We start from the raw sequence: 22,496 nt of genomic DNA, 5'->3' as shown, positions 1-22,496 counted from the left end.
ACCGGCATAGATACAACCATGTATCTATGCCGGTAGGCTGCTTGTATGTCCGAATCCGTGAAGCGCCCCTCCGCCGCCCACACCGCGTACACGGTGACCAAGGAGTTGATCCTCTCCGGCGAGCTGCCCGGCGGCAGCCTCATCAGCGAGGGGGAGATCGCCGAACGGGTGCGGGTGAGCAGGACGCCCGTCCGGGAGGCGTTCCTGCGCCTCGCGTCGGAGGAACTGCTGACGCTTCACCCCAAGCGCGGCGCGGTGGTGGTGCCGGTGCCGCCGGGAGAGGCGGCGGACGTGCTGGACCTGCGGCTGGCGCTCGAACGGTCCGCGGCGGAGCGCATCGCGCGCACCGGCCTGCCGGACGAGTACCACGAGAGGATGCGGGAGCTGCTGAGACGCCAGCGCGCCCTCGCCGAGACCGCCGACGTCGACCGGTTCGCCGAGGCCGACGAGTCGTTCCACCGTTGCATCGTCGAAGCGTCCGGGAACCGGCTGGCCGACCGGTTCTACGCCACCCTCGGCGACCGGCAGCGGCGCATGAGCATCTCCGCGCTGAGACCGCGACCGGAGCGGCTCTCCCTGCTGGCCGACGAGCACGAGGCCCTCCTCGGCCACCTCCGCGACGGCGACGACGCCGCCTTCGCCTCGGCCCTGCTGAGCCACCTCACGGCGACGCACGGCTCGCCGTGGCCGTCCCGGGCGAGCGACGAAGCCTCGGCCACCCAACATTCCGTACGGCCTCAGCCGTACCCGACGAACGACGCGTAAGGTCCGATCTTCCCCATGCTCGAAACCAAGCAGGCCGTCCCGTCGCCTGCCGCCGCGCCCCGATCGGACTCCTGGCGGATCGTCGCCGCGGCGATGTTCGCCTGCGGCTGGGGCGGCAACCAGTTCACCCCGCTGCTGCTGATGTACCGCCGGCTGGGCGGCTACTCCGCGCTCAGCGTCGACGCCTTCCTCGGCGCGTACGTCGTCGGGCTCGTGCCGGGTCTCCTGCTCGCCGGGCCCGTCTCGGACCGGCGCGGGCGGCGCCCCGTGCTGGTGGCCGGCGCCGTCGCCTCGGCCGTCGCGAGCCTGGTGCTCTGCTTCGGCGGCCAGAGCGCCTGGGCCATCTACGCGGGCCGGCTGATCACCGGCGTCGCGGTCGGCACCGCCATGTCGGTGGGCAGCAGCTGGGTGAAGGAACTGTCGACCGGGGCCGACGGCGGGCTCGCCGCGCGCCGTGCCGCGCTGTGCCAGACGGCCGGATTCGCGCTCGGCGCGGGTGTCGCGGGCGCGCTGGCCCAGTGGGGGCCGTGGCCCATGGTGACCCCGTACGTCGTCCACCTTCTCCTCGCCGTGGCGATCCCCGTGCTGCTCCTGCGGGTGCCGGAGACCCGGCCGCCGCTCCCGCGCGCCACGGGTTCGGCCCGGGATCTCCTCGCGGCCCTCGCGAGCGACCTGCGCGTCCCCGCGCCGGCCCGCAGGCGGTTCCGGCTCGTGATCCTGCCGATGGCGCCGTGGGTGTTCGGCTCGGCCGGGCTGGCGTACGCGGTCATGCCCCAGCTGGTCGGCTTCCGCGTGGGGCACTGGGGGCTGGCGTACGCGACCGGCCTCACGGTGCTGACCCTGGGAGTGGGCGTGGCCGTGCAGCCGGTGGCCAAGAGGCTGCACGGCGAGGAGGGCGCCCGTACGGGACGGGCTCCGGTGGCGGCGATGGCGGTGATGCTCCTCGGCGCGGTGCTGTGCGCGGTGAACGCGCTGCTGCTGTCACCGTGGCTGGCGGCCGCCGCCGCGGTCGCCCTGGGAGCCGGCTACGGCATCGCGATGGTCTCCGGGCTGCAGGAGATACAGCGGATGGCCGGTGCGGACGACCTGGCCGGCCTGACCGGCGTCTACTACGCGCTCGCCTACTCGGGTTTCCTGCTCCCCACCGTGCTGGCCACCCTGGCGGGGTGGCTCTCCTATCCGGTCATGCTGACGGTGGTGGCCGTCGTGGCGCTGATCTGCCTGGGCCTCGTCGTGAACGGCGTCCGCGTCGCGGCGGCGGTCCCGGCGCGAAGGTGACGGCGGTCCCGGCGCGGGCGACGCGCGTCCGGACCGGACAACGCGTCCGTCCGGTATCCGTCCCCGAGCCGCCGGGCGACGCGCGTCCCGACCGGACAACGCCGTCCCCATCCCCGAAGTGACGTGCCCGTCCGGGCCGGACAATGCCATCGCCATTCCCCAAACGGCGGTAACTCCCGCCTTTCCGCTTCAGAAGCCGGGCGGAATCATTTCCCCCAGGGCGTGGGAGCGGGCCGTGATGACCTACCCGGCCATTGCGTCCCGGGATCGTGGGGAATCTTCGCGGAGAAAGCCCGCCACCGAATGGACACTACATAGGGTGACCGAGCGATTTCTCTCGGTTTCCGGGTTGAATCGAAAGGTAATTCGTGCGGATCAATGCCTTTGCTTCGGTGTGATAAGCGCCGGACTTTCCGCGACTTACCGTGGGACTTGCGGTTCTGTGCCGCTCCGGCGCCGTCTTCGGCGCCGATTCCACGTCTCACTCAGCCCCGGGTGTCGGCCGGGCCGGCCCCGTACGACATGGAGTGATCTCCGATGACCAAGACGAAGAACGCGATAGCCGCCGGCGCGCTGCTGGCCTCCGCCCTCGCCGTCCCCGTGACGATGTCCGCCCAGCCGGCCAGTGCCGGAACCACCGTCGAGACCGCCTCCACGTCCGCCCTCGTCTCCGCGGCGACGCCCTGCTGGCAGAAGAGGAACCCTGAGAGGTGCTTCGCCCGCCGCGGTGGCGGAGGCGGTGGAGGCGGCGGTGGCGGTGGCGGTGGCGGCGGTGGCGGTGGCGGTGGTGGCGGTGGTGGCGGTGGAGGCGGCGGTGGTGGCGGTGGCGGCGGCGCCAACGTCTCCAACACCAACACCAACATCAACACCGTCGGCGGCGGTGGCGGTGGCGGTGGCGGTGGCGGCGGTGGTGGTGGCGGTGGTGGTGGCGGTGGCGGCGGCGACTGATCCGCCCCGGTCGGCACCGATGCCGAAGAGTCGCTGAACGGTCGTGGCGCTCCTTTCCTCCCGTCCCGAGGGGCGCGCGGAAAAGGAGCGCCCGCACCGTGGAGCCGTTCCGCGCCCCAGGGCCGTTCCGCGCCCCGGAGCCCGCCTTTCGAAGTCGAACTTTCGGATCCCGCCTTTCTCGCCGGGTCTTCGCCGCGCCCTTCGCACCGGGATTTCCGTCCCGGTCCTTTCGGCCGGACTTTTCGCTCCGGGACTTTCGTGTCGCGTGCGTCACCTGTCGCGTGCGTGCCGTGTCTCGTGTCCTCGTGCGGCGTATCCCCGCGCCGCTTTTTCCGTGCCGGGTTCTCCCGCGCGGCGCTTTCCCGTGCCGTGCGGGCGGCCGATCCGGCCCGCCGCCTCGTGCCGCCCGCGCCCCCGGCGTCCTCCGTGCCCGCCGCCCGTGCCGCCTCGTGCCGCCCGCGCCCCCTTCGTGCCCGCCGCTGGGTGACCGCCGTTCCCGCCCCGGCCCCGGCCCGGCCCCGAACCCGCCCGCGTCCCGCCCGCCTGCCCGCCCCTGTCCTGTCTCCGTACCGTCTCCGTGCGGGCGCTGGTAGGTCATGACGGCGACTAAAGTGGCGAGGTCGAGCCATTGCCTTTACGCGGTACCACGCCAGACTTGGCCGTGCCCCTACATTCCCCTCGAAGCGCCACCGGAGGTTGCACCATGACCATGTCCGCCTTGGGCGAGCCCTGCGTGCTGCTCAAATTGGGCGAGGTCGTCCTCAAGGGGGACAACCGCGAGCTTTTCGAGCGGCAGCTTCAGTCCAACATCAAGGCGGCGCTGAAGGGCTTCGGCCTGAAGCTGGACGTGCGCCAGCGACACGGCGTCATCGCGATCTTCCTGCCGGACGGCACCGGCGTCGAGGTCGCCGACGAGGTGGCCCGGCGGGTCGCCTGCGTCCCCGGCCTGGTCTGGGTCCACCGGGCATGGCGGGTGGAGAAGGACCCCGGCGCGGTGACCAAGGCGGCGATCGAGCTGCTGGCCGACCGGGAGGACGTCAGGCGCGGCGTCTCCTTCGCCGTCCGCTCCCGTCGCCGCGACAAGCGCTTCCCGCTGACGTCCATGCAGCTCGACCGCACGGTCGGCGGGGAGATCAACGACATCTACGGCCTTCCGGTCGACCTGAAGAACCCCGGCCTGGTGGTCTCCATCGAGGTCGACCGCGACGAGGTGTTCGTCTTCACCGGCGGTCTGCCCGGCCAGGGCGGCCTGCCGGTCGGCGTCAGCGGTCGCGGCCTGGTCCTGATGTCCGGCGGCATCGACTCGCCCGTCGCGGCCTACCGGATGATGCGCCGCGGCCTGCGGGTCGATTTCCTGCACTTCTCCGGCATCCCGTTCACCACGTCGGAGTCGATCTACAAGGCGTACGCGCTGGTGCGGGCGCTGGACAGGTTCCAGGGCAGGTCCCGGCTGTGGGTGGTGCCGTTCGGCAAGGCCCAGCAGTCGATCAAGGCGTCCGGGCAGGACCGCCTGGCGGTCATCGCCCAGCGGCGCCTGATGCTCAAGACGGGCGAGGAGGTCGCCCGCCGGCTCCGCGCCGGAGCGCTGATCACCGGCGACTCCCTCGGCCAGGTCTCCTCGCAGACCCTGCAGAACATCACCGCCCAGGACGACGCGGTGGACATGCCGATCCTGCGCCCGCTCATCGGCCTGGACAAGACGGAGATCATGGCCGAGGCCCGGCGCATCGGCACCCTGGAGATCTCCGAGCTCCCCGACGAGGACTGCTGCACCCTCCTGGCGCCCCGCCGGGCCGAGACCGCCGCGAAGATCGCCGACCTGAAGCAGATCGAGCGGCGGCTCGACGCCGAGGAGCTCGCCGTACAGCTCGCCGGCTCCCTCCAGGAGTACAAGATCGAGGACTGAGCCGGTCCGGCGGGGCGCGGGAGCGGGTGTCAGGCGGGCGTCAGCAGCTCGCCGGCGGCCGTCTTGCCCAGCAGCGCCGGGAACCGCCGCATGACGTCGGCCAGTTCGGCGAGGTCGCCGTCCACCAGCGCCTGGGGTCCGTCGCAGAGTGCCTGCTCCGGGTGCGGGTGGACGTCGACGATCACACCGTCGGCGCCGACCGCGACGGCGGCGCGGGTGAGAGGGAGCACCAGGTCGTGCCGGCCGCCGGAGTGGGACGGATCGACGATCACCGGCAGGTGCGACAGGCGCTGGGCGACCGGCACGGCCGAGACGTCCAGGGTGTTGCGGGTGGCGGTCTCGAACGTGCGGATCCCGCGCTCGCACAGCACGACGTCCAGGTTGCCGCGCTGGGCGATGTACTCGGCCGCCATCAGCCACTCCTCGATGGTGGCGTTCATACCGCGCTTGAGCATGACCGGCCTGCCCGACCCGCCGACCGCCTGCAGCAGGGCGAAGTTCTGCGCGTTGCGGGTGCCGACCTGGAGCATGTCGGCGTAGGAGGCGACCAGCTCGACGTCGTGGGCGTCGACGACCTCGGTCACCACCGGCAGGCCCGTTTCCTCACGCACGTCGGCCAGGATGCGCAGGCCCGCCTCACCGAGGCCCTGGAAGGCGTAGGGGGAGGTGCGGGGCTTGTAGGCGCCGCCCCGCAGCAGGGTCGCGCCCGCCGCCTTCGCCATCTCGGCGGCCTGGAGGGTCTGTTCGGGCGTCTCCACCGCGCACGGCCCGGCGATGAGGGTCACCGTGCCGGGCCCGATGGGCACGCCGCCGACCCGGACCGTGGACCGCTCGGGGTGGTTCTCCCGGCTGACCAGCTTGTACGGCGTGCTCACCCGCATCACGTCAGCCACCCCGGGCATGGCGCGCAGGTCGAGGGCCTCGAACCGGGCGACGTCGCCCACCAGGCCGATGATCGTGCGGTTCACGCCCCGGCTGACGAACGCCTCGCCGCCGGTCGTGCCGATGATCTCCACGATCGCCTCGACGTCCGAGGGGGTCGCGCCGGGGCTCATGACGATGACCATGTCTCTCCTTGGGGAAGTTCGCCGAAGACCGGCGGGAGATCCTCCGAAGGGCCCCGGGGAAAGCGAAAGGCCCCGGGTCCTTGGTGGACCCGGGGCCTTCGTTCGCCTGGATGTCAGCGCAGCATCCGGTGGCGATCGGTCCGACCTACGGGTCCGTCGCCATACCAAAACCAGAACGCGGTACGCATCGCGGGCAATACTAGCGCACGGCCGGCGCCGGTCCACCCCGTGATCCGCCGACGCCCTATGAGCCGCCGACGGCCCGCGAACCGCGGCCCGCCCGCGACCACGCCGACCGCCCGCGAACCACGCCGCTCCGCCCAGTGAGCCGCCGCCCCGTGCCCCGGCGGCCGGCCCGCGCCGTGAGCGGCGGGAGGGGGCACCGGAACGGCGCCGGAGTCGCGGTGGCAGGATTACCCCGTGCCGTCGGGGAAGGCGAGGGGAATGATGGTGGAGCAGTCCGAACCTCCACGGGAGGAACCTCGCCTGCCTCCGGGACAGTACGTCCCCCGGGGCCGACCGGTGATCCACTACGGCAGGGTGCCGACGTTCCGCCCGGCGACGTGGGAGTTCCAGGTCATGGGGGCGACGGCCTCCGGCGGGCAGCACCGGTTCACCTGGCCGCAGTTCTCCGAGCTGTCCCGCAGCACGGTCCTCGCCGACTTCCACTGCGTCACCAAGTTCTCGATCATGGGCAACGAGTGGGGCGGGGTGGCCGCCACGACGCTGATGGAGCTGGCCCCGCCGGCGCCCGAGGCCAGGCACGTGATGATCTGGGCCGAGTACGGCTACAGCGCCAATGTGCGGATGGCCGATTTCACCCGCGACCACACGATCTTCGCGCTGGAACTGGACGGCACACCCCTCTCCCCCGAGCGCGGCTTCCCGGTCCGGCTGGTCGTCCCCCACCTGTACGCGTGGAAGAGCGTCAAGTGGGTGCGGGCCGTGGAGTACATGGTCGAGGACCGGCGCGGCTTCTGGGAGGACCGCGGCTACCACAACGTCGCCGATCCCTGGAGCGAGCAGCGCTACTCGTATCAGGAGGAACCAGGCGAAGGCCCGCCCTGATCCGGGTTTTCCCGTGTTGGGCCGTAATGGTTTGACTACGGTTTGCGCCATGTCGACCAGCGGCTGGGCGCTCCTGTGCGCCGCCAGTGTGCTCCTCGGGTTCGTCCTGTCCCGGTGGGCGGCCGCCCACCGGAAGCCGCAGGGGCCACCGGAAGAGGCGACCGAGGCGGCTGAGGCCACCTTCGCCACCCTGCACGTCGCGGCCCGGGCGGCCCCGTCGCTGCGGACCGGCCTGAACCGCGGCTCCGCCCGCGAGGCCGTCCACCACCTGCGCGCCCTGCTGGGCGCCGACGCCGTCGCGGTGACCGACACCGAGGAGGTCCTCGCCTGGGACGGCCCGGCCGGCTGCCACCGCGGCCACGCGGTCCGGCACGCCCGCGCCGCGCTCGCCGCGGGCCGCCCGCTCACCGTGGCGGGGGACGCCGCGGCCTGCGGCACGCCGGGCTGCGCCGTACGGGGAGCGGCGGTCGCGCCGCTGACGGTGGACGGCCGGGCGGTGGGTGCGCTGGCCGCCTACGGCGCCGAGGCCGGCGAGCCGCTGGCCCGGACCGTCGCCGAGCTGGCCCGCTGGGTCTCCGGCCAGTTGGAGCTGGCCGAGCTGGACGCCTCCAGGCGGCGCGCGACGGAGGCGGAGACCCGGGCGCTGCGCGCGCAGATCTCCCCGCACTTCGTCTACAACTGCCTGACCACCATCGCCTCGTTCGTGCGCACCGACCCCGAGCACGCCCGTGAGCTGCTGGTCGACTTCGCCGACTTCACCCGGTACGCGCTGCGCAGCGGCGGCGACCTCACCACCCTGGCCGACGAACTGCACTGCGTGGACCGCTACCTGCAGCTGGAACACGCCAGGTTCGGCGACCGGCTCCGCTTCACCGTCGAGGTCGCCCCCGAGGTGCTGTCGGTGCCGGTCCCGTTCCTGTGCGTGCAGCCGCTGGTGGAGAACGCCATCAAGCACGGCACCGCCCTGTGCGGCGGCGCGGGGCGGGTGCGGGTGGTGGCCGTGGACGCCGGGCCCGAGGCCCACATCAGCGTGGCAGACGACGGCCTCGGGATGGACCCGGAGCGCGCCAGGACGCTCCTGGGCGCCGAACCGGGCGACCGGAGGGACGGGGGCGGCATCGGCCTGTCCAACGTGGACGTGCGGCTCCGCCGCATCTACGGTGAGGAGTACGGGCTGGTCCTGGAGACCGCGCCGGGCGTGGGGACGACCGTCCGGCTGCGCGTCCCCAAGCTCCTCCTCTGAGCCCCTCTCCTCCAATAGCTATTTGTAGTCATAGCATTACCTAAAGTTGACATGTCTCTTGCGGTGAGCGCGGTTCCGGAGCAGCGTGGGGGCATGCTGCGAGTCCTGGCCGTCGACGACGAGGTCCCCGCGCTGGAGGAGCTGGCCCACCTCCTGCGCCAGGACCCCCGCATCGAGCGCGTCTCCACCGCCGAGGGCGGGGTCACCGCGCTCCAGGACATGGTGCAGATGGTCGGCTCCGGGGAACGGCTCGACGGGGTGTTCCTCGACGTCCGGATGCCCGGTCTCGGCGGCTTCGACCTGGCCCGGCTCATCGGCGCCTTCCCCAACCCGCCCCGCCTGGTGTTCGTCACCGCCCACGAGGACTGCGCGCTCCAGGCGTTCGAGGTGGAGGCGGTCGACTACCTCCTCAAGCCGGTGCGGGCCGACCGGCTGGCCGAGGCCGTGCGCCGCCTGGAGTCCGCCGCGTCCTCGCCGTCGCCCCAGGGGGAGCCGCACGCCGAGGACGTCATCCCGGTCGAGCTGGGCGGGCGGACCAGGTTCGTCGCCCGGCAGACCGTCCGGTTCGCCGAGGCCAAGGGCGACTACGTCCGGCTGCACACCGTGGACGGCGCCTACCTCGTACGGATGTCGCTGGCCGCGCTGGAGCGGCGCTGGGCCGCCTCCGGCTTCATCCGCGTCCACCGCAGCACGCTGGTGTCGGCGCGGCACGTCAGCGAGCTGCGCTTCGACGGCGGCCGGGTGGTGCTCCAGGTGGGCGAGGAGACCCTGCCGGTCAGCCGCCGCCACACCCGGCAGGTCCGCGAGCGGCTCGTCCGCCAGTTCCAGGATCGGCCGGTGACCTCCGGCGCGGCCGGCGGATCATGAGTCCCGGGCCCCGATACTCATGTGTCTCATGGTGCGGACGGGCCTCGTGAGGTCTCCGGCGACCGTTCGTCGCCTCCCGGGTGCCGCTCGTCGCGCCGGCACCCTCCGTACGGCGACAACTACGCGCCGCTGACCGCGCTGCGCGTGAACCCCGGCTCACCCGCGGGGGCGCCGCTCTACTGTTCTCACAACCGGAGAGCCGAAACCGCCGGGTCAGCGGGGGGGACGAGGGGCTGGAAGGCCCCTGACGTGGTCTGACGCGGCGGGATTCCGGGTGGCCGATTCTCGCGCCACCCGCGCCGGGCCCAGGGCTCGGGGGAGGGCCCGGCCGGCTCCGGTGCGACGGGACGCCCGCGCCGCCTCTGGCGGTGGGAAGCCGTGATCCGGTCCGCGGGGGCGGCCGGATCGCGGGAACGGGCGTCCCGCTCGGGCCCGCCGACCGGCGCGACCTGTCCGGCGGCGCGGGACCACCCGCGCCGCGGGGAAAGGCGCGGGCGGCGGGGGACCGCCGCGTCACGGGGGGTGGCGCGGCGGTCCGGAGGGGACGGCGTCAGCGGGCGAACCCCGCCGCGTCGTGGACCAGGACGCCACCCACCGCGGTGGCCAGCACCGTTAGGTCGCGGATGTGCTCGGCGGGCACCGCGAGCAGGTCGTCCGACAGCACGGCGAAGTCGGCGAGCATGCCCCGGGCGAGGGTGCCCTTGCGGTGCTCCTCGTGCGCCGCGTACGCCGAGCCGACCGTGTAGGCGCGCAACGCCTGCGTGACGGTCAGCGCCTCGTCCGGGTTGAACGGGGCCCCGGACGCGGTCCGCTGGTTGACGAGGTCGTGGATGCCGAGCAGCGGCGCGCCGTCGGCCACCGGGCAGTCGGAGCTGCCGGGCAGCGTGATCCCCGCGTCGAGGAACGAGCGCTGCCGGTAGCAGCCGCGCGAGCGTTCCGGGCCCAGCGCGGCGAGCATGCCGTCGCCCAGCTCGGAGATGAACCGGGCCTGCGGGACCGGGACCACGCCCAGCCGGGCGATCCTGGCCACCTGCGCCTCGCTGGTGACCGCGCAGTGCTCGATCCGGTGGCGGATCCCGGGCCGCGGGTGCGCGGCCTGGGCCTCCTCGTAGGCGTCCAGGATCACCTCCACCGCGTGATCGCCGATGGCGTGCGCGGCGATCTGCCAGCCGGAGGCGTGGGCACGCAGGACGAACGCGCGCAGTGCCTCGGCCTCCTCCTGCAGCAGCCCCCGGTTGCCCGGCTCGCCCTGGTAGTCGCAGCACATGGCGGCGGTCCTGCCGATCAGCGAGCCGTCGGAGAACAGCTTGACGGGGCCGATCCGCAGCCGCTCGTCCCCGAACCCGGTGCCGATCCCGAGGTCCAGCCCGAACCCGTCCGGCCCCACCTCGTGCAGGTTGGGCGAGCCCGGCATGAGGGTGGCGCGCTGCAACAGCAGGCCGCGCCGTACGGCCTCCTGGAAGGCGGCCACGTCCCGGGCGCCGTTGCCGGCCAGGCCGCGGCCCACGCCCGGCTCGGTGAAGCTGGTCAGGCCCTCGGCGGCGGCCACCCGGCTGGCGAGCGCGATGCCCTCGACGTAGTCGTCGTGGGGGACCGGCCGCAGCACCCGGAGGGCGAGGTCCTGGGCCTGCTCGGTGAGCAGGCCGTCCGGCAGGCCCGCCGCGTCGCGGCCGACCGTGCCACCGGGGACCTCCGGGACGTCCTCCAGCCGGGAGAACCCCATCAGGGCGAACGCCGCGGTGCTGGCGACGCCCATGTGCGCCGAGACGTGCTGCAGCCAGACCGGGCGCCCGCCCGCGGCCCGGTCGAGGGCCTCGCGGGTGGGGTGCTGCCCGCCCAGCTTGTTCTGGTCGTAGCCGGCGCCGCGCACCCACGCGTCCGGCGGCAGGCCGGCCGCCCGCTCGGCGACCTTGGCGTACAGCTCCTCCAGCGAGGAGACCCGGCCGGCCCGCAGGTCGAGCTGGCGCAGTTGCTGCCCGCGCATGCTCAGGTGGTGGTGGGCGTCGTTGAAGCCCGGCACCACCCGGGCGCCGCCGAGGTCCACCACCACGTCGGCGGTGACCCCGTCCAGCTCCTCGTCCAGGCCGGCCACCCGGCCGCCGAACACCCCCAGCCGGGTGGCCTCGGGCCGGCCGGGGTCCAGCGTGGCGAACCGGCCGTTGACGAACAGGGCGTCCAGGCGCATGACGATCCTTCCCTCCGCCCCTTCCGCGAAGGGGGCGTGCTCGGACTTGTTCTTCTCAGACGCTCGCCGGGACCGGCTCCACGGCGGCCGCCGAACGGCGGTGCAGCGCGGCGACGCAGGCCATGGTGAGCAGGATGATGACGAGGTACTGCGCGACGACGGTCCAGATCGTGCCGGACCAGCCGAGCAGCGCCTGGGCGATCATCGGGGTGGTGCCGCCGATCAGCGCGCCGCAGAGCTGGTAGGCCAGCGAGATGCCGGTGTAGCGGACCCGCGCCGGGAACGCCTCGGCGAGGAAGCCGGCCAGCGCGGCGTAGGAGGAGCCGCCGAACACGATGCTCAGCGCCAGGCCGAGCGTGGCCAGCACCGGGTCGCCGGTGCCCACCAGCCAGAACGTGATCGGCGTGCAGACGAGCAGCGCCGTGAAGGCGATCAGCATGTAGCGGGCGGCGCCCATCCGCTGGCCGAGCACCGCGCCCAGCGGCTGGGTGACGAACTGCACGACCGACACGATGAGCAGCACGTTCAGCATGGTGCTCTTGGTGATGCCCAGATCGGTGGTGGCCCACGACAGGATGAAGGTGTTGGTGAAGTAGGCGGAGGCGATGCCGACGCCGCTGGCGCCGATGCCCAGCAGCACCAGCGGCCACGCCGAGCGGAAGACCTCCACGACCGGCAGCTTGGCGACCTCGCGCTGCTCGCGCATCCGCACGAACTCCGGGGACTCCTCCACCCGCAGCCGGATGACCATGCCGATCACCAGCAGCGCGGCCGACGCCAGGAACGGGATGCGCCACCCGTACGACATGAAGCTCTCCTCGGGCAGGAGGCTGACCAGCGCGAACACGCCGGTGGCGAGGATCGACCCGGCGGGGGAGCCCTGCTGGGCGAAGGCCGCGTAGAAGATCCGCTTCGGCCCGGCGTGTTCGGCGGCGATCAGCACCGCGCCGCCCCACTCGCCGCCGACCGCGACGCCCTGCACCAGGCGCAGCCCGGCCAGCAGGATCGGGGCGAGCACCCCGGCCGTCGCGTAGGTGGGCAGCACGCCCACCAGCGTGGTCGCGCCGCCCATCAGTAGCAGCGTGGCCACCAGGGTGCGCTTGCGGCCGATGCGGTCGCCGAGGTGGCCGAAGATCACGCCGCCCAGCGGGCGGGCCAGGAAGCCGACCCAGAAGGTGGCGAAGGAGGCCATCACCCCGGCGGCCGGGTTGACCTCGGGGAAGAAGAGCTTGCCGAAGACCAGGGCGGAGGCGGTGCCGTAGATGTAGAAGTCGTACCACTCGATGGAGGTGCCGACGAAGGACGCGATGCCCGCGCCGCGGGCGTTCGGGGAACTCATATGGGGATCACCAGGGGGTTTCAGGCGAAGTGATGGAGACGGGCGAGCGGGACCTCGGTCGCGGGCGCCAGGTCCACCTCGGCGCCGTCCACCAGGACGGGGCCGGGCTCGCGGGGCACCTCGACCCGCGGGGTCGCGGTGTTGCGGCACATGTCGGCCCTGGTCAGGCCACGTGACCGCCGGACGGCCGCGTACCGCACGCCGGTGGGCAGCGCGTCGCGGGCCTCGGCGGACTCCAGCGCCTCGTGGGCGACGAAGATCCGTGACAGCCGGCTCGGCGCGTCGCCGAGCCCGCCGAAGTAGGGGCGGTAGGAGCGCGGCTGGGTCAGCCGGGTGGAGCCCGAGCCGCTGCCCGAGACGCCGTGGGCCACGAAGCCGCCCTTGAGCACCAGTTCGGGCTTGGTGCCGAACCACGCCGGGTGCCACAGCACGATGTCGGCCAGCCGCCCCGGCAGCAGGGTGCCGACCTCGTGGGCCACGCCGTGCGCGACCGCCGGGTTCAGCGTCAGCTTGGCCAGGTAGCGCAGCGCCCGCTCGTTACCGGCCCGGCCGTCCGGCAGGCCGGGGCCGCCCTCACCGGCGCGCAGCGCCTGCAGGTGGGCGACCTGCCAGGTGCGGCGGACGGTCTCGGCGACCCGGCCCATGCCCATCGAGTCGGAGTTGACGATACTGATCGCGCCCAGGTCGTGCAGCACGTTCTCGGCGGCGATGCCGTGCACCCGCAGCCGGCTCATCGTGACCTCCACGTCGCTGTCGATGTGGTGGTTCTGCCGGTGCACGGTCATGGTCATCGGGAAGAGCTCGCCGGCCGTGTTGACCGTGTAGGGGATGGTCGGCGTGGTGGAGGAGGCCAGGATGTGCGGCTCGGAGAGGACCTCCAGCAGGTCCGGGTGGCCGCCGCCGCCCTCGACGTGGTAGGCGTGCACCGTACGGCCCCGGGTGGCGGCGACAGTGTCGGCGAGATAACCCGACTCGTTCATCGAGTCCGAGTGCAGCGCCACCGGCAGGTCCGCCCCCTCGGCCACGCCCAGGCAGGTGTCCACGATGCGCGGGGTCGCCCCGAAGTCCTCATGGATCTTGAAGCCGCCGGCCCCGGCCAGCACCGCCTCCTCCAGCAGCGTCGCGGAGCTGGAGGAACCCCGGGCCAGGAACGCGACGTTCAGCGGGGTGCCGCGCCAGGCGCTCATCAGCGTGTGCAGGTTGTGCGCCGGGTTGCAGCCGACGTCCCACACCCCGCCCAGGCCCATGCCCACGACCGTCGTGACGCCGGAGGCCAGCGCCGCCGGGGCGATCTCGGGCGACGACAGGTGCACGTGCGAGTCCACGACGCCGGGGGTGGCGATCAGCCCCTCGCCCGTCACGATCGCGGTGTGGGAGTCGATGACCGCGCCCTCGAACGGCACGATCCGGCCGTCCTTGACGCCGATGTGGGTCTTGCGCACGCCCAGCACCGGATCCATCAGCACGACCCCGGCCACCACCAGGTCGAGCGCGGACTCGCGGTCGCCGCGCGGGGCGGCCAGCAGGCCGTCGCGCAGGGTCTTGCCGCAGCCGCCCAGCAGCTCGTCGCCGTGGACGACGTCGTCGTGCTCGACCTCGACCCACAGGCAGGTGTCGCCCAGCCGGATCCGGTCACCGGCGGTCGGGCCGTACAGCGCGTTGTAGGTGCCGCGGGTGACCCGGCTCATGACGACCTCCGCACGATGTGAACCTCCACGGTCTCGCCCGGCGGGAAGGCCGTCGCCGTCCCCGCCGGGATGTCCAGCCGCATCCCCGCGGCCCGCTCCCGGTCGAGGACCAGGGCGGCGTTCACCTCGGTCAGCGGGAAGTGCGAGGAGACGTAGACGGTGCGGTCGCCCTCGTTGCGGACGGTCAGCGCGGACCGCTCGCGCCCGGCATTGAGCTCCACCGCCCCCTCGCCGGTCTCCACCCAGCCGGGTCCCCGCCCGGCTGGGGCGCCGAACGGCGCGTCCACCGCGACCAGGGCGGTGCCGCTGGGGAACAGCGCCTCCACCTGCACGTGCGTGACCAGGGACGGCACGCCGTCCATCACGTCGTCGGCGGTCAGGAGGGTCCGGGCCGCGGACACGACCTCCTCCAGGCTCTCCCCGTCCCAGGCCCGCTCCAGGATCTCGTCGCAGATCAGGGCGATCGCCTCGGGGGCGTTGAGGCGGCGGCCCCGGCTCCTGCGGCGGCGCGCCAGTTCGGCGACCGTGAAGATGGTGAGCCGTTCCTGCTCACGGGGTGTCAGGTGCACAGCGCCGGTACCGCCCTCCGATGGCCTGGGTTTCCGCCCACCGTATGGGCAGGTCAAACGGGTAGCCAACGGTCATACACCGCGTGAACCGGTCGCTAAATTGTGCATGTGAACAATCCCGTGCTCTCCCGGCTCGCCCTCGCCCGCCTCGCCGACCTGGAGGAGGTCATCGTGGCCTGGGCCGACAAGGTGATGGCGCTTTCGCCCTACGACCAGGGGCTGGTGCCGCGCGAGGAGGTCGAGGAGGGCGCGCGGATCGGGTTCGCGCTCATCCTGCGCCGCCTCGCCGAGGGCACCACCCCGCCCGAGCTGGTCACGCACTCCGAGAGGCTGGGAGAGCGGCGCGCCGGCCAGGGGGTGCCGCTGGCTTCCCTGCTGGCCGCGGGCCGACTGGACGCGCGGGCGCTGTGGCAGAGCCTGATCGATCGGGCCGGTCCCGGCGATCTGCCCGAGCTGCTGGGCGGCGCCCATCTGGTCTGGGAGGCGGTGGAACGGCACGTCACCGGCCTGATGGCGGGCTACCAGCGGGCTGTGCTGGAGATGGGACGGCAGCGCGAGGACCAGCGGCGCGCGTGGTTCGCCCGGCTGCTCGACAACGACGGCCGCAATCCCGACGTGGTGCGCGACGCCGGGCGGGTGCTCGGCCTCGACATCGCGGGGCGGTTCTCCGTGGCGGTGGCCGACCCGGTGGTGGGCGCCGGGCTGCGCGCCGCCGCCACCGCGGTCGCCGCCGCGGGCCTGCGCGGCCACCGCCACGAGTCGCCCACCGGCGACGTGCTCGTCGTCCAGCTCCCCACCAGGCCGGCCGACCCGGAGAAGGCCGTGCTGGGCTTCCTGCGGGAGGTGCCCTGCGGGGTGTCGCCGCCGGTGGACGGCCTCGCGAAGGTCCCGCACGCCGTACGGCTGGCCACGGCGGCGGCCCGGACCGTCCGGCCGGGCGCCGGGGGACCCCTGCGCCTGGAGGACCGCTGGCTGGACGTCTTCGCCGCGCACAGCCCCGAGCTGGCCGCCGAACTCGCCGGCCGGGTGCTGGGCCCGCTGGCCGCCGTCGGGGAGGCCGAGCGCGACCGGCTGCTGGAGACCGTGCGGACCCACCTGGCGGGCACCGGGTCGATCGCCGACACCGCCGCCGCGCTGTACTGCCACCGCAACACGGTCCAGCACCGGTTCGCGAGGTTCAGGGAGCTGACCGGGCGGGACGTGCGGGCCCCGGCCGACGGGGCCGTCGTCGCGCTGGCGCTGAGCGCCGCCGGGCTGCGCTGAACGGGCGGGGCCGGCCGGTCCCTTCGCGCGGTGACCCCTTCGCACGGTGGTCACGGCCCCCGCCCCCCGCGGTACGGCGGGCCCGCGCCGCGGCCCGCCGTACCGAAGACGCCGGGTGTCAGGCGCCGGGCGCGTCGCGGAGCTTCTTCAGCAGCTCGATGTCCTCGCGGTGCTTCTCCGGGCCGCCCGGGGTCTCCACGCACAGCGGGATGCCCGCCGCGACCGGGTGGCGCATCAGGACGGCGAACGGGTCGATGCCGATGTGACCCGCGCCGATGTTCTCGTGACGGTCCTTCTTCGACCCGTGGGGGTCCTTGGAGTCGTTGGCGTGGATCAGCCGGAGCCGCCCGGGGGCGACCGCGTGCAGCGCGTCGAGCGTCTCGGCGACCCCCTCGGCGGTCGAGAGGTCGTGGCCCGCGGCGAAGGCGTGGCAGGTGTCGAGGCAGACGCCCGCCCTGGGATGCCAGTCGAGGGCCGCGAGGTAGGCCTCCAGGTCCTGGACGGTCGCGCACAGCATCGCGCCCTGCCCGGCCATCGGCTCCAGCAACAGGTCGGGGCCGTCCTCGGGGATCTCGTCGAGCAGGGGGAGCAGGTGCTCGTGGAGCTGGCGCATGGCGTCGTCACGAGACTGGCTGACCGCCGAGCCGGTGTGGACCACCACGCCGGGGGCGCCGATCGCGTACGCCCGCCGGAGGCCGTGCCGGACGACGGCGGTGGACTTCTCCAGGGTCTCGGCGCTCGGCGTGCCCATGTTGACGAGGTAGGGAAGGTGGATGAACGACAACATGCCCGACTCGCGCAGCAGGGCGTCCTGAGCGGGGTCGCCGTCGGCGAGCGCCCAGCCGCGCGGGTTGGTGACGAACACCTGGATCATTTCGGCGCCGATGTCGGCGGCGCACTTCAGGCCGCCCTTGCCCAGGCCGCCGGTGACGGAGACGTGTCCGCCGATGAGGGAGAGAGAAGACATGGTGCCGTCAGTTTAGGCGCTGGGTCCGACGTCTCCCGGCCGCTCCCCGGCGACATCCCGGGTGCCCTCCGGAGGTGACCGGTTCGTCACCGTTCCGACAGGCGGCCCCGGAACCCGGGAGGCGGTCGCGGTCCACCGGCCCGCCGTGATCCGCGAGCCCGTCGCGGGGCCGGGACGCCTCCCCGCGGCCCACCGGCTCGTCGTCGGTCTTTTGGAGCATGACACGAAAATCCGGGACGAACCTTTAGCCCGGTTGGGAGTTCCCGCTGCTGGACCGGGGCGACGGCGCTGTGTGTACTGCTCACATGCCCAACATCGACGCCACCGCGCCGGCGGGGCCCGCCGGGTTCAACGCGCTCGGGGCCGCCGGGGCCGAGGCCGGGCTGCTGGCGTGCTGCGCGTCCCCGGTCTTCGCCCGGGAGGTGGCCGCCCGGCGCCCCTACCGCGACCTCGCCGCGCTGGAGTCGGCGGTCGAGGCGGCCGTGCTCGGCCTGCCCTGGCCGGAGGTGCTGACGGCGCTGGCCGCCCACCCCAGGATCGGCGAACCGCCCCGCGACGGCGGAGCCGCGTCCGGCGCGACCGGTCCCGGCACGGGCGCTCCCGGTGTGACCGGCCCCGGTGCGGACGGGGCGGGCGCGGCGGGCCGGGATGCGGCAGGTGACGGCGGCGGCCCGGTGCCGCCCGGCGCGGGCGGGCGGGAGGCGTCCTGGTCGCGGCGGGAGCAGTCCGGGGTGGCGGGGGCGGACCCCGCCGTGCTCGCCGCGCTGGCCGAGGGCAACCGCGCCTACGAGGCGCGCTTCGGCCACATCTACCTGGTCCGCGCCGCCGGCCTGACCGCCGGGGAGATGCTGGACCGCCTGCGGGCACGGCTGCGCAACGACGAGGAGACCGAACGGGACGTCGTGCGGACCGAACTGGCCGGGATCGCCCGGCTGCGCGTGGCGCGGCTGCTGGAGGACCCGGAGGGAACGGCGTGACGGCCGGACGCCCCGGGACGGGGATCCACCGGGCGGCCGGGCCGGGGAGACACGGGAGCCCCGCGACGGGAGCCCGCCCGGACGCGGGGGAGGGAGGCGTGTGAGCCTGTCCACCCACGTCCTGGACGCCTCGCTCGGCCGGCCCGCGACGGGCGTCGCCGTACGGCTGGAGCACGGCGGGGAGGTGCTGGCCGAGGGCGTCACCGGCGCCGACGGCCGGATCGGCGGCTGGGCGACGACCGATACGGGCGCCCACCGGCTGGTCTTCGCCACCGGCGAGTACTTCGCCGCCCAGGGGATCGTGACCTTCTACCCGGAGGTGACGGTCGACTTCACCGTCGCCGACCCCGCCGAGCACCACCACGTCCCCCTGCTGCTGAGCCCGTTCGCCTATTCGACGTACCGAGGGAGCTGAGACGAGGCATGGCGGTCGTGCTGGGACCCAACCGTTACGGCAAGGCGGAGATCCGCCTGGTCCGCGTCGTCCGGGACGGCGTCGTCCACCACATCAAGGACCTCAACGTCCGCACGTCCCTCTCCGGGGCCATGGACGACGCGCACCTGACCGGGGACAACTCCGCGGTCCTGCCGACCGACACGCAGAAGAACGTCGTCTACGCCTTCGCCAGGAAACACGGTGTGGACCAGATCGAGGACTTCGCGCTGCTGCTGGCCCGCCACCACGTGGACGCCCACCCCTCGATCCACCACGCCCGGGTGGAGATCGAGGAGTACTTCTGGGACCGCGTCCCCCCGCCGGACGGCGGGGACGAGCGGCACTCCTTCGTCCGCTCGGGGCGGGAGGTGCGCACCTGCGTGGTCCACCACGACCGCGACGGCGCCTCCACCGTGGTCTCGGGCCTGCGGGACCTGGTGGTGCTGAACTCCACCGGCTCGGAGTTCCACGGCTTCATCCAGGACGAGTACACCACCCTTCCGCCCACCCGGGACCGCGTCCTGGCCACCGAGGTCTCGGCCCGGTGGCGGCACCTGCCGGACGGCTTCCGGCCCGCCGCCGAACCGCCCGAACCGTCCGGGACGTCCGAGCCATCCGGGACGTCCGAGCCATCCGGGACGTCCGAGCCATCCGGGCCGCACGAATCATCCGGAGCGCCCGAACCGTCCGGGCCGCCCGGCCCGCCCGTGCCGCCCCGGCCGTACGGCTTCGGCGAGTCGTACGAGGAGGTGCGGAGCCGCCTGCTGGAGGCGTTCGCCGGGACGTACAGCCTCTCGCTGCAGCAGACCCTCTACGCGATGGGCGACCTGGTGCTCCGGACCTGCCCCGGAATCTGCGAGGTACGGCTGGCGATGCCCAACCGGCACCACTTCGCGGTGGACCTGACCCCGTTCGGGCTGGACAACCCGGGCGAGGTCTTCCACGCCGCCGACCGCCCCTACGGGCTGATCGAGGGCACGGTCCTCGACGACGCGGCCCCCGACGCCCGCTTCGCCTGGGAATGACGGTGGACTTCCTGAGGCCCGCGACCTGGGCCGAAGCGCTGGAGGTCAAGGCGGAGCGGCCCGGGGCCGTGCCCGTCCAGGGCGGCACCGACGTGATGGTCGAGCTCAACTTCGACGTCCACCGGCCCGACGCGCTGCTCGACCTGAACCGGGTGGCCGCGCTCGGCGAGTGGGGCGCCGAGGAGGACGGGCGGCTCCGGGTCGGCGCGGGCGTGACGTACGCGCGGCTGATCGCCGAGCTGGGGGACCGGCTGCCAGGGCTGGCGCAGGCCGCCCGCACGGTCGGCTCGCCGCAGATCCGCAACCGGGGCACCGTGGGCGGCAATCTCGGCGCGGCCTCGCCCGCCGGGGACGGCCACCCGCCGCTGCTCGCCGCCGGCGCCGAGATCGAGGTCGAGTCGGCCGCCCGGGGGGTGCGGATGATCCCGGCGGAGGAGTTCTACCTCGGTGTCAAGCGCAGCGCCCTGGAGCCCGACGAGCTGATCCGGGCGTTCTGGACGCGCCCGGCGGGCGGCCCGCAGTACTTCTCCAAGGTCGGCACCCGCAACGCCATGGTGATCGCGGTCTGCTCGTTCGCGCTGGCCCTGCACCCCGCCGAGCGGCGGGCCGGCACCGGCATCGGGTCGGCCGCCCCCACCCCGCGCCGGGCGGTCGCGGCCGAGGAGTTCCTCGCCGCCGAGCTCGACTGGGACACCGGCCGGCTCGACCCCGGGCTGCCCCGGCGGTTCGGCGAACTGGCCGCCGGGGCCGCCTCACCCATCGACGACGTGCGCGGCACCGCCACCTACCGCAGGCACGCCGTCGCCGTGCTGGCGCGCCGCACCCTGGCCTGGGCCTGGCACGACCTGTGGAAGGAGGGCTGATGCGCGTCAGCCTCACCGTCAACGGCCGGCACCGTACGGCCGACGACGTCTGGGAGGGCGAGAGCCTGCTGTACGTCCTGCGCGAGCGGCTGGGGCTGCCCGGCTCCAAGAACGCCTGCGAGCAGGGCGAGTGCGGCTCCTGCACGGTCTACCTCGACGGCCTGCCCGTCTGCGCCTGCCTGGTCGCGGCCGGGCAGGCGGAGGGTCGCGAGGTCCGCACGGTCGAAGGGCTGGCCGGGGACGGTCGGCTCGACCCGGTGCAGGAGGCGTTCACCGAGTGCGGCGCCGTCCAGTGCGGCTTCTGCACCCCCGGCCTCATCGTGCAGGCCCACGACCTGCTGAACCGGACGCCCCGGCCCACCGACGCCCAGATCCGCGAGGCGCTGGCGGGCAACCTGTGCCGGTGCACCGGCTACGAGAAGATCCTCGACGCGGTACGGCTCGCCGCCACGCGGAAGGCGGCGACCCCGTGACCGGCCCAGGACTCCCCGGCGACCTCCCGGACGGTTCCCCCGCGGATCTTCCCGGTGGCTCCTCCGGCGGCCTTCCGGGTGGTTCCGCGGGCGGCCTTTCCGGTGAACGGGAGGCCGCGGGCACGCGGGCCGCACCCGGGGCGGGGGCGGGCGGCGCGCTGGTGATCGAGAACGCCTATCTCGTCCCGGTGACCGGCCCGGAGATCCCCTCGGGCCACATCGTCGTCCGGGGCGACCGGATCGAGGCGATCGGCCCGGGACCGGCGCCGGATCTCCCCGGCGCGCGCCGTGTCGACGGCACAGGCTGCCTGGCCACGCCGGGCCTGGTCAACACCCACCACCACCTCTACCAGTGGGCTTCCCAGGGGTTCGCCCGGGAGACCACGCTGTTCGAGTGGCTGGTGGCGCTCTACCCCGTCTGGGCGGCGATGGACGCCGAGGTCGTCAGGGGGGCGGCCGGCGCCGGCCTGGCCCACCTCGCCCTGTCCGGCTGCACCACCTCCGCGGACCACCACTACGTCTTCCCCGCCGGGCGCGGCGACCTGCTCGCCGCCGAGATCGACGCGGCCCGCGCGGTCGGCGTCCGCTTCCACCCCGCCCGGGGCTCCATGGACCGCGGCGTCTCCGACGGCGGCCTGCCCCCGGACGAGGTGGTGGAGGACCTCGACACGATCCTCACCGCGACCGCCGAGGCGATCGACGCCCACCACGACCCCTCCTTCTCCTCGAAGCTGCGGGTGGCGGTCGCGCCCTGCTCGCCGTTCTCGGTCAGCACCGAGCTGATGACCGAGTCCGCCGCGCTGGCCAGGGACAGGGGCGTGCGCCTGCACACCCACCTCGCCGAGACCCTCGACGAGGAGGAGCACTGCCTGGCCCGGTACGGCGTGCGCCCGGTGGACCACATGGAGAAGCTCGGCTGGCTCGGCCCGGACGTGTGGTTCGCCCACGCCGTCCACCTGAGCGACGCCGACATCGGCCGGCTCGCCCGCACCGGCACCGGCACCGCGCACTGCCCCAGCTCCAACGGGCGGCTCGGCGCGGGGATCGCCCGGGTCTCGGAGCTGCTCCGCCGCGGCGCGAACGTCGGCCTCGGGGTGGACGGCAGCGCCTCGGCCGAGCTGACCTCGCTGGCCGGGGAGATGCGCCAGGCGCTGCTGTTCCAGCGGGCGAGGTACGGTCCCGCGGCGCTGACCGCCCGGCAGGCCCTTTCGGTCGCCACCCTCGGCGGGGCGCGGAACCTGGGCCGCGAGGCGGAGCTCGGCTCCCTGGAGCCGGGCAAACTCGCCGACATCGCGCTGTGGCGGATCGACTCCTTCGCCGGGGCCGTCGCCGACCCGGTGCACGCCCTGGTCCTCGGCACCCGGCAGCCGCCGCTGGCCCGGCTCCTGGTGGGCGGCGAGACGGTCGTGGCGGACGACGAGCTGCGCACGACGCCGCAGGACGAGCTCGGCCGGGCGGGCGTCGAGGCCCATCGCCGCCTCGTGCGCCTGGCCGGCGAGCGGGGCGTCCCGCCTCCGGCCCCGTCCCCGTCCCCACGTCCATGACGTCCGTGGTGTCTGTGGTGTCCGT

The 22,496-nt window shown here is 74.0% G+C and carries 20 protein-coding genes; 14 read left to right on the top strand and 6 right to left on the bottom strand.

Features of this window, described 5'->3' with window-relative positions:
* Window positions 1-45: 45 nt before the first annotated feature.
* The 4 genes from HDA43_RS04825 (at window position 46) to thiI (ending at window position 4,897) form a co-directional block, all read left to right on the top strand.
* Window positions 46-765, top strand: a complete 720-nt coding sequence (locus HDA43_RS04825; RefSeq protein ID WP_179818511.1) for a GntR family transcriptional regulator — start codon at window positions 46-48, stop codon at window positions 763-765.
* Window positions 766-780: 15 nt separating this feature from the next.
* Complete coding sequence (locus HDA43_RS04820; protein ID WP_179818510.1) at window positions 781-2,043, top strand: MFS transporter; 1,263 nt, start codon at window positions 781-783, stop codon at window positions 2,041-2,043.
* A 727-nt stretch (window positions 2,044-2,770) separates the two neighbouring features.
* Entirely contained in the window at window positions 2,771-3,028 is a 258-nt protein-coding gene (locus HDA43_RS04815; protein WP_179818509.1) for a hypothetical protein, read from the top strand.
* Window positions 3,029-3,694: 666 nt separating this feature from the next.
* Window positions 3,695-4,897, top strand: coding sequence for a tRNA uracil 4-sulfurtransferase ThiI (gene thiI, locus HDA43_RS04810; protein WP_179818508.1), 1,203 nt, complete (start codon window positions 3,695-3,697; stop codon window positions 4,895-4,897).
* 29 nt (window positions 4,898-4,926) lie between these two features.
* On the opposite strand, the gene aroF is transcribed toward thiI, so the two are convergent.
* Window positions 4,927-5,964 (bottom strand): 3-deoxy-7-phosphoheptulonate synthase, encoded by a 1,038-nt coding sequence (gene aroF, locus HDA43_RS04805; protein ID WP_179818507.1) that lies wholly within the window; start codon window positions 5,962-5,964, stop codon window positions 4,927-4,929.
* A gap of 447 nt (window positions 5,965-6,411) precedes the next feature.
* Between aroF and HDA43_RS04800 the strand changes: the two genes are divergently transcribed.
* From HDA43_RS04800 to HDA43_RS04790, 3 genes are all read left to right on the top strand, one after another.
* Window positions 6,412-7,032 (top strand): molybdopterin-dependent oxidoreductase, encoded by a 621-nt coding sequence (locus HDA43_RS04800; protein ID WP_179822791.1) that lies wholly within the window; start codon window positions 6,412-6,414, stop codon window positions 7,030-7,032.
* Window positions 7,033-7,081: 49 nt separating this feature from the next.
* Window positions 7,082-8,275, top strand: coding sequence for a histidine kinase (locus HDA43_RS04795; RefSeq protein ID WP_179818505.1), 1,194 nt, complete (start codon window positions 7,082-7,084; stop codon window positions 8,273-8,275).
* 93 nt (window positions 8,276-8,368) lie between these two features.
* Window positions 8,369-9,142: a LytR/AlgR family response regulator transcription factor gene (locus HDA43_RS04790; RefSeq protein ID WP_179818504.1), complete on the top strand. Its 774-nt coding sequence runs from the start codon at window positions 8,369-8,371 to the stop codon at window positions 9,140-9,142.
* Between the two features lie 550 nt (window positions 9,143-9,692).
* Here the strand turns inward: HDA43_RS04790 and HDA43_RS04785 are convergent.
* From HDA43_RS04785 to HDA43_RS35750, 4 genes are read right to left on the bottom strand one after another with little or no spacing between them, the layout of a single operon-like run.
* Window positions 9,693-11,327 (bottom strand): amidohydrolase, encoded by a 1,635-nt coding sequence (locus HDA43_RS04785; protein WP_179818502.1) that lies wholly within the window; start codon window positions 11,325-11,327, stop codon window positions 9,693-9,695.
* Window positions 11,328-11,382: 55 nt separating this feature from the next.
* A complete protein-coding gene (locus tag HDA43_RS04780; protein WP_179818501.1) occupies window positions 11,383-12,666 on the bottom strand; it encodes an MFS transporter in 1,284 nt (427 codons plus the stop codon).
* Between the two features lie 20 nt (window positions 12,667-12,686).
* Entirely contained in the window at window positions 12,687-14,354 is a 1,668-nt protein-coding gene (locus HDA43_RS04775) for an urease subunit alpha (RefSeq protein WP_179818499.1), read from the bottom strand.
* Window positions 14,351-14,923, bottom strand: coding sequence for an urease subunit gamma (locus HDA43_RS35750; protein ID WP_179818498.1), 573 nt, complete (start codon window positions 14,921-14,923; stop codon window positions 14,351-14,353). Before HDA43_RS35750 ends, HDA43_RS04775 begins: the two co-directional genes overlap by 4 nt.
* A 108-nt stretch (window positions 14,924-15,031) precedes the next feature.
* On the opposite strand from HDA43_RS35750, the gene HDA43_RS04765 reads away from it, so the two are divergent.
* Window positions 15,032-16,186 (top strand): PucR family transcriptional regulator, encoded by a 1,155-nt coding sequence (locus HDA43_RS04765; RefSeq protein ID WP_312873008.1) that lies wholly within the window; start codon window positions 15,032-15,034, stop codon window positions 16,184-16,186.
* A 118-nt stretch (window positions 16,187-16,304) separates the two neighbouring features.
* On the opposite strand, the gene HDA43_RS04760 is transcribed toward HDA43_RS04765, so the two are convergent.
* The gene (locus HDA43_RS04760) at window positions 16,305-17,153 is read right to left on the bottom strand and encodes a deoxyribonuclease IV (protein ID WP_179818495.1); all 849 of its coding nucleotides are present in this window, start codon (window positions 17,151-17,153) and stop codon (window positions 16,305-16,307) included.
* Between the two features lie 305 nt (window positions 17,154-17,458).
* On the opposite strand from HDA43_RS04760, the gene HDA43_RS04755 reads away from it, so the two are divergent.
* The 6 genes from HDA43_RS04755 to HDA43_RS04730 all read left to right on the top strand — a co-directional run bounded on the left by HDA43_RS04755 (window position 17,459) and on the right by HDA43_RS04730 (window position 22,471).
* Window positions 17,459-18,130 (top strand): 2-oxo-4-hydroxy-4-carboxy-5-ureidoimidazoline decarboxylase, encoded by a 672-nt coding sequence (locus tag HDA43_RS04755; RefSeq protein WP_179818493.1) that lies wholly within the window; start codon window positions 17,459-17,461, stop codon window positions 18,128-18,130.
* A 100-nt stretch (window positions 18,131-18,230) separates the two neighbouring features.
* Complete coding sequence (uraH, locus tag HDA43_RS04750) at window positions 18,231-18,545, top strand: hydroxyisourate hydrolase (RefSeq protein ID WP_179818492.1); 315 nt, start codon at window positions 18,231-18,233, stop codon at window positions 18,543-18,545.
* A gap of 8 nt (window positions 18,546-18,553) precedes the next feature.
* Window positions 18,554-19,591, top strand: a complete 1,038-nt coding sequence (gene pucL, locus HDA43_RS04745; RefSeq protein WP_179818488.1) for a factor-independent urate hydroxylase — start codon at window positions 18,554-18,556, stop codon at window positions 19,589-19,591.
* 2 nt (window positions 19,592-19,593) lie between these two features.
* Complete coding sequence (locus HDA43_RS04740) at window positions 19,594-20,454, top strand: FAD binding domain-containing protein (RefSeq protein WP_179818486.1); 861 nt, start codon at window positions 19,594-19,596, stop codon at window positions 20,452-20,454.
* Window positions 20,454-20,927, top strand: a complete 474-nt coding sequence (locus tag HDA43_RS04735; protein ID WP_179818485.1) for a (2Fe-2S)-binding protein — start codon at window positions 20,454-20,456, stop codon at window positions 20,925-20,927. Before HDA43_RS04740 ends, HDA43_RS04735 begins: the two co-directional genes overlap by 1 nt.
* 161 nt (window positions 20,928-21,088) lie before the next feature.
* Window positions 21,089-22,471 (top strand): 8-oxoguanine deaminase, encoded by a 1,383-nt coding sequence (locus tag HDA43_RS04730; RefSeq protein WP_179822789.1) that lies wholly within the window; start codon window positions 21,089-21,091, stop codon window positions 22,469-22,471.
* Window positions 22,472-22,496: the final 25 nt, after the last annotated feature.

The organism is Streptosporangium sandarakinum (assembly GCF_013409935.1).
GTDB lineage: Bacteria > Actinomycetota > Actinomycetes > Streptosporangiales > Streptosporangiaceae > Streptosporangium > Streptosporangium nondiastaticum.
The sequence above is the reverse complement of the archived record's forward strand: the minus strand, read 5'-3'. Positions and strand labels throughout refer to the sequence as shown.

Excerpts from the sequence above, each read along its gene's own strand:
- pucL (WP_179818488.1), top strand. The coding sequence starts at position 18,554 with ATGGCGGTCGTGCTGGGACCCAACCGTTACGGCAAGGCGGAGATCCGC.
- HDA43_RS04800 (WP_179822791.1), top strand. The coding sequence starts at position 6,412 with ATGGTGGAGCAGTCCGAACCTCCACGGGAGGAACCTCGCCTGCCTCCG.
- HDA43_RS04820 (WP_179818510.1), top strand. The coding sequence starts at position 781 with ATGCTCGAAACCAAGCAGGCCGTCCCGTCGCCTGCCGCCGCGCCCCGA.
- HDA43_RS04785 (WP_179818502.1), bottom strand. The coding sequence starts at position 11,327 with ATGCGCCTGGACGCCCTGTTCGTCAACGGCCGGTTCGCCACGCTGGAC.
- HDA43_RS04735 (WP_179818485.1), top strand. The coding sequence starts at position 20,454 with ATGCGCGTCAGCCTCACCGTCAACGGCCGGCACCGTACGGCCGACGAC.
- HDA43_RS04795 (WP_179818505.1), top strand. The coding sequence starts at position 7,082 with ATGTCGACCAGCGGCTGGGCGCTCCTGTGCGCCGCCAGTGTGCTCCTC.
- HDA43_RS04780 (WP_179818501.1), bottom strand. The coding sequence starts at position 12,666 with ATGAGTTCCCCGAACGCCCGCGGCGCGGGCATCGCGTCCTTCGTCGGC.
- HDA43_RS04775 (WP_179818499.1), bottom strand. The coding sequence starts at position 14,354 with ATGAGCCGGGTCACCCGCGGCACCTACAACGCGCTGTACGGCCCGACC.
- thiI (WP_179818508.1), top strand. The coding sequence starts at position 3,695 with ATGACCATGTCCGCCTTGGGCGAGCCCTGCGTGCTGCTCAAATTGGGC.
- HDA43_RS04760 (WP_179818495.1), bottom strand. The coding sequence starts at position 17,153 with ATGTCTTCTCTCTCCCTCATCGGCGGACACGTCTCCGTCACCGGCGGC.
- aroF (WP_179818507.1), bottom strand. The coding sequence starts at position 5,964 with ATGGTCATCGTCATGAGCCCCGGCGCGACCCCCTCGGACGTCGAGGCG.
- HDA43_RS04755 (WP_179818493.1), top strand. The coding sequence starts at position 17,459 with ATGCCCAACATCGACGCCACCGCGCCGGCGGGGCCCGCCGGGTTCAAC.
- HDA43_RS04825 (WP_179818511.1), top strand. The coding sequence starts at position 46 with ATGTCCGAATCCGTGAAGCGCCCCTCCGCCGCCCACACCGCGTACACG.
- HDA43_RS04790 (WP_179818504.1), top strand. The coding sequence starts at position 8,369 with ATGCTGCGAGTCCTGGCCGTCGACGACGAGGTCCCCGCGCTGGAGGAG.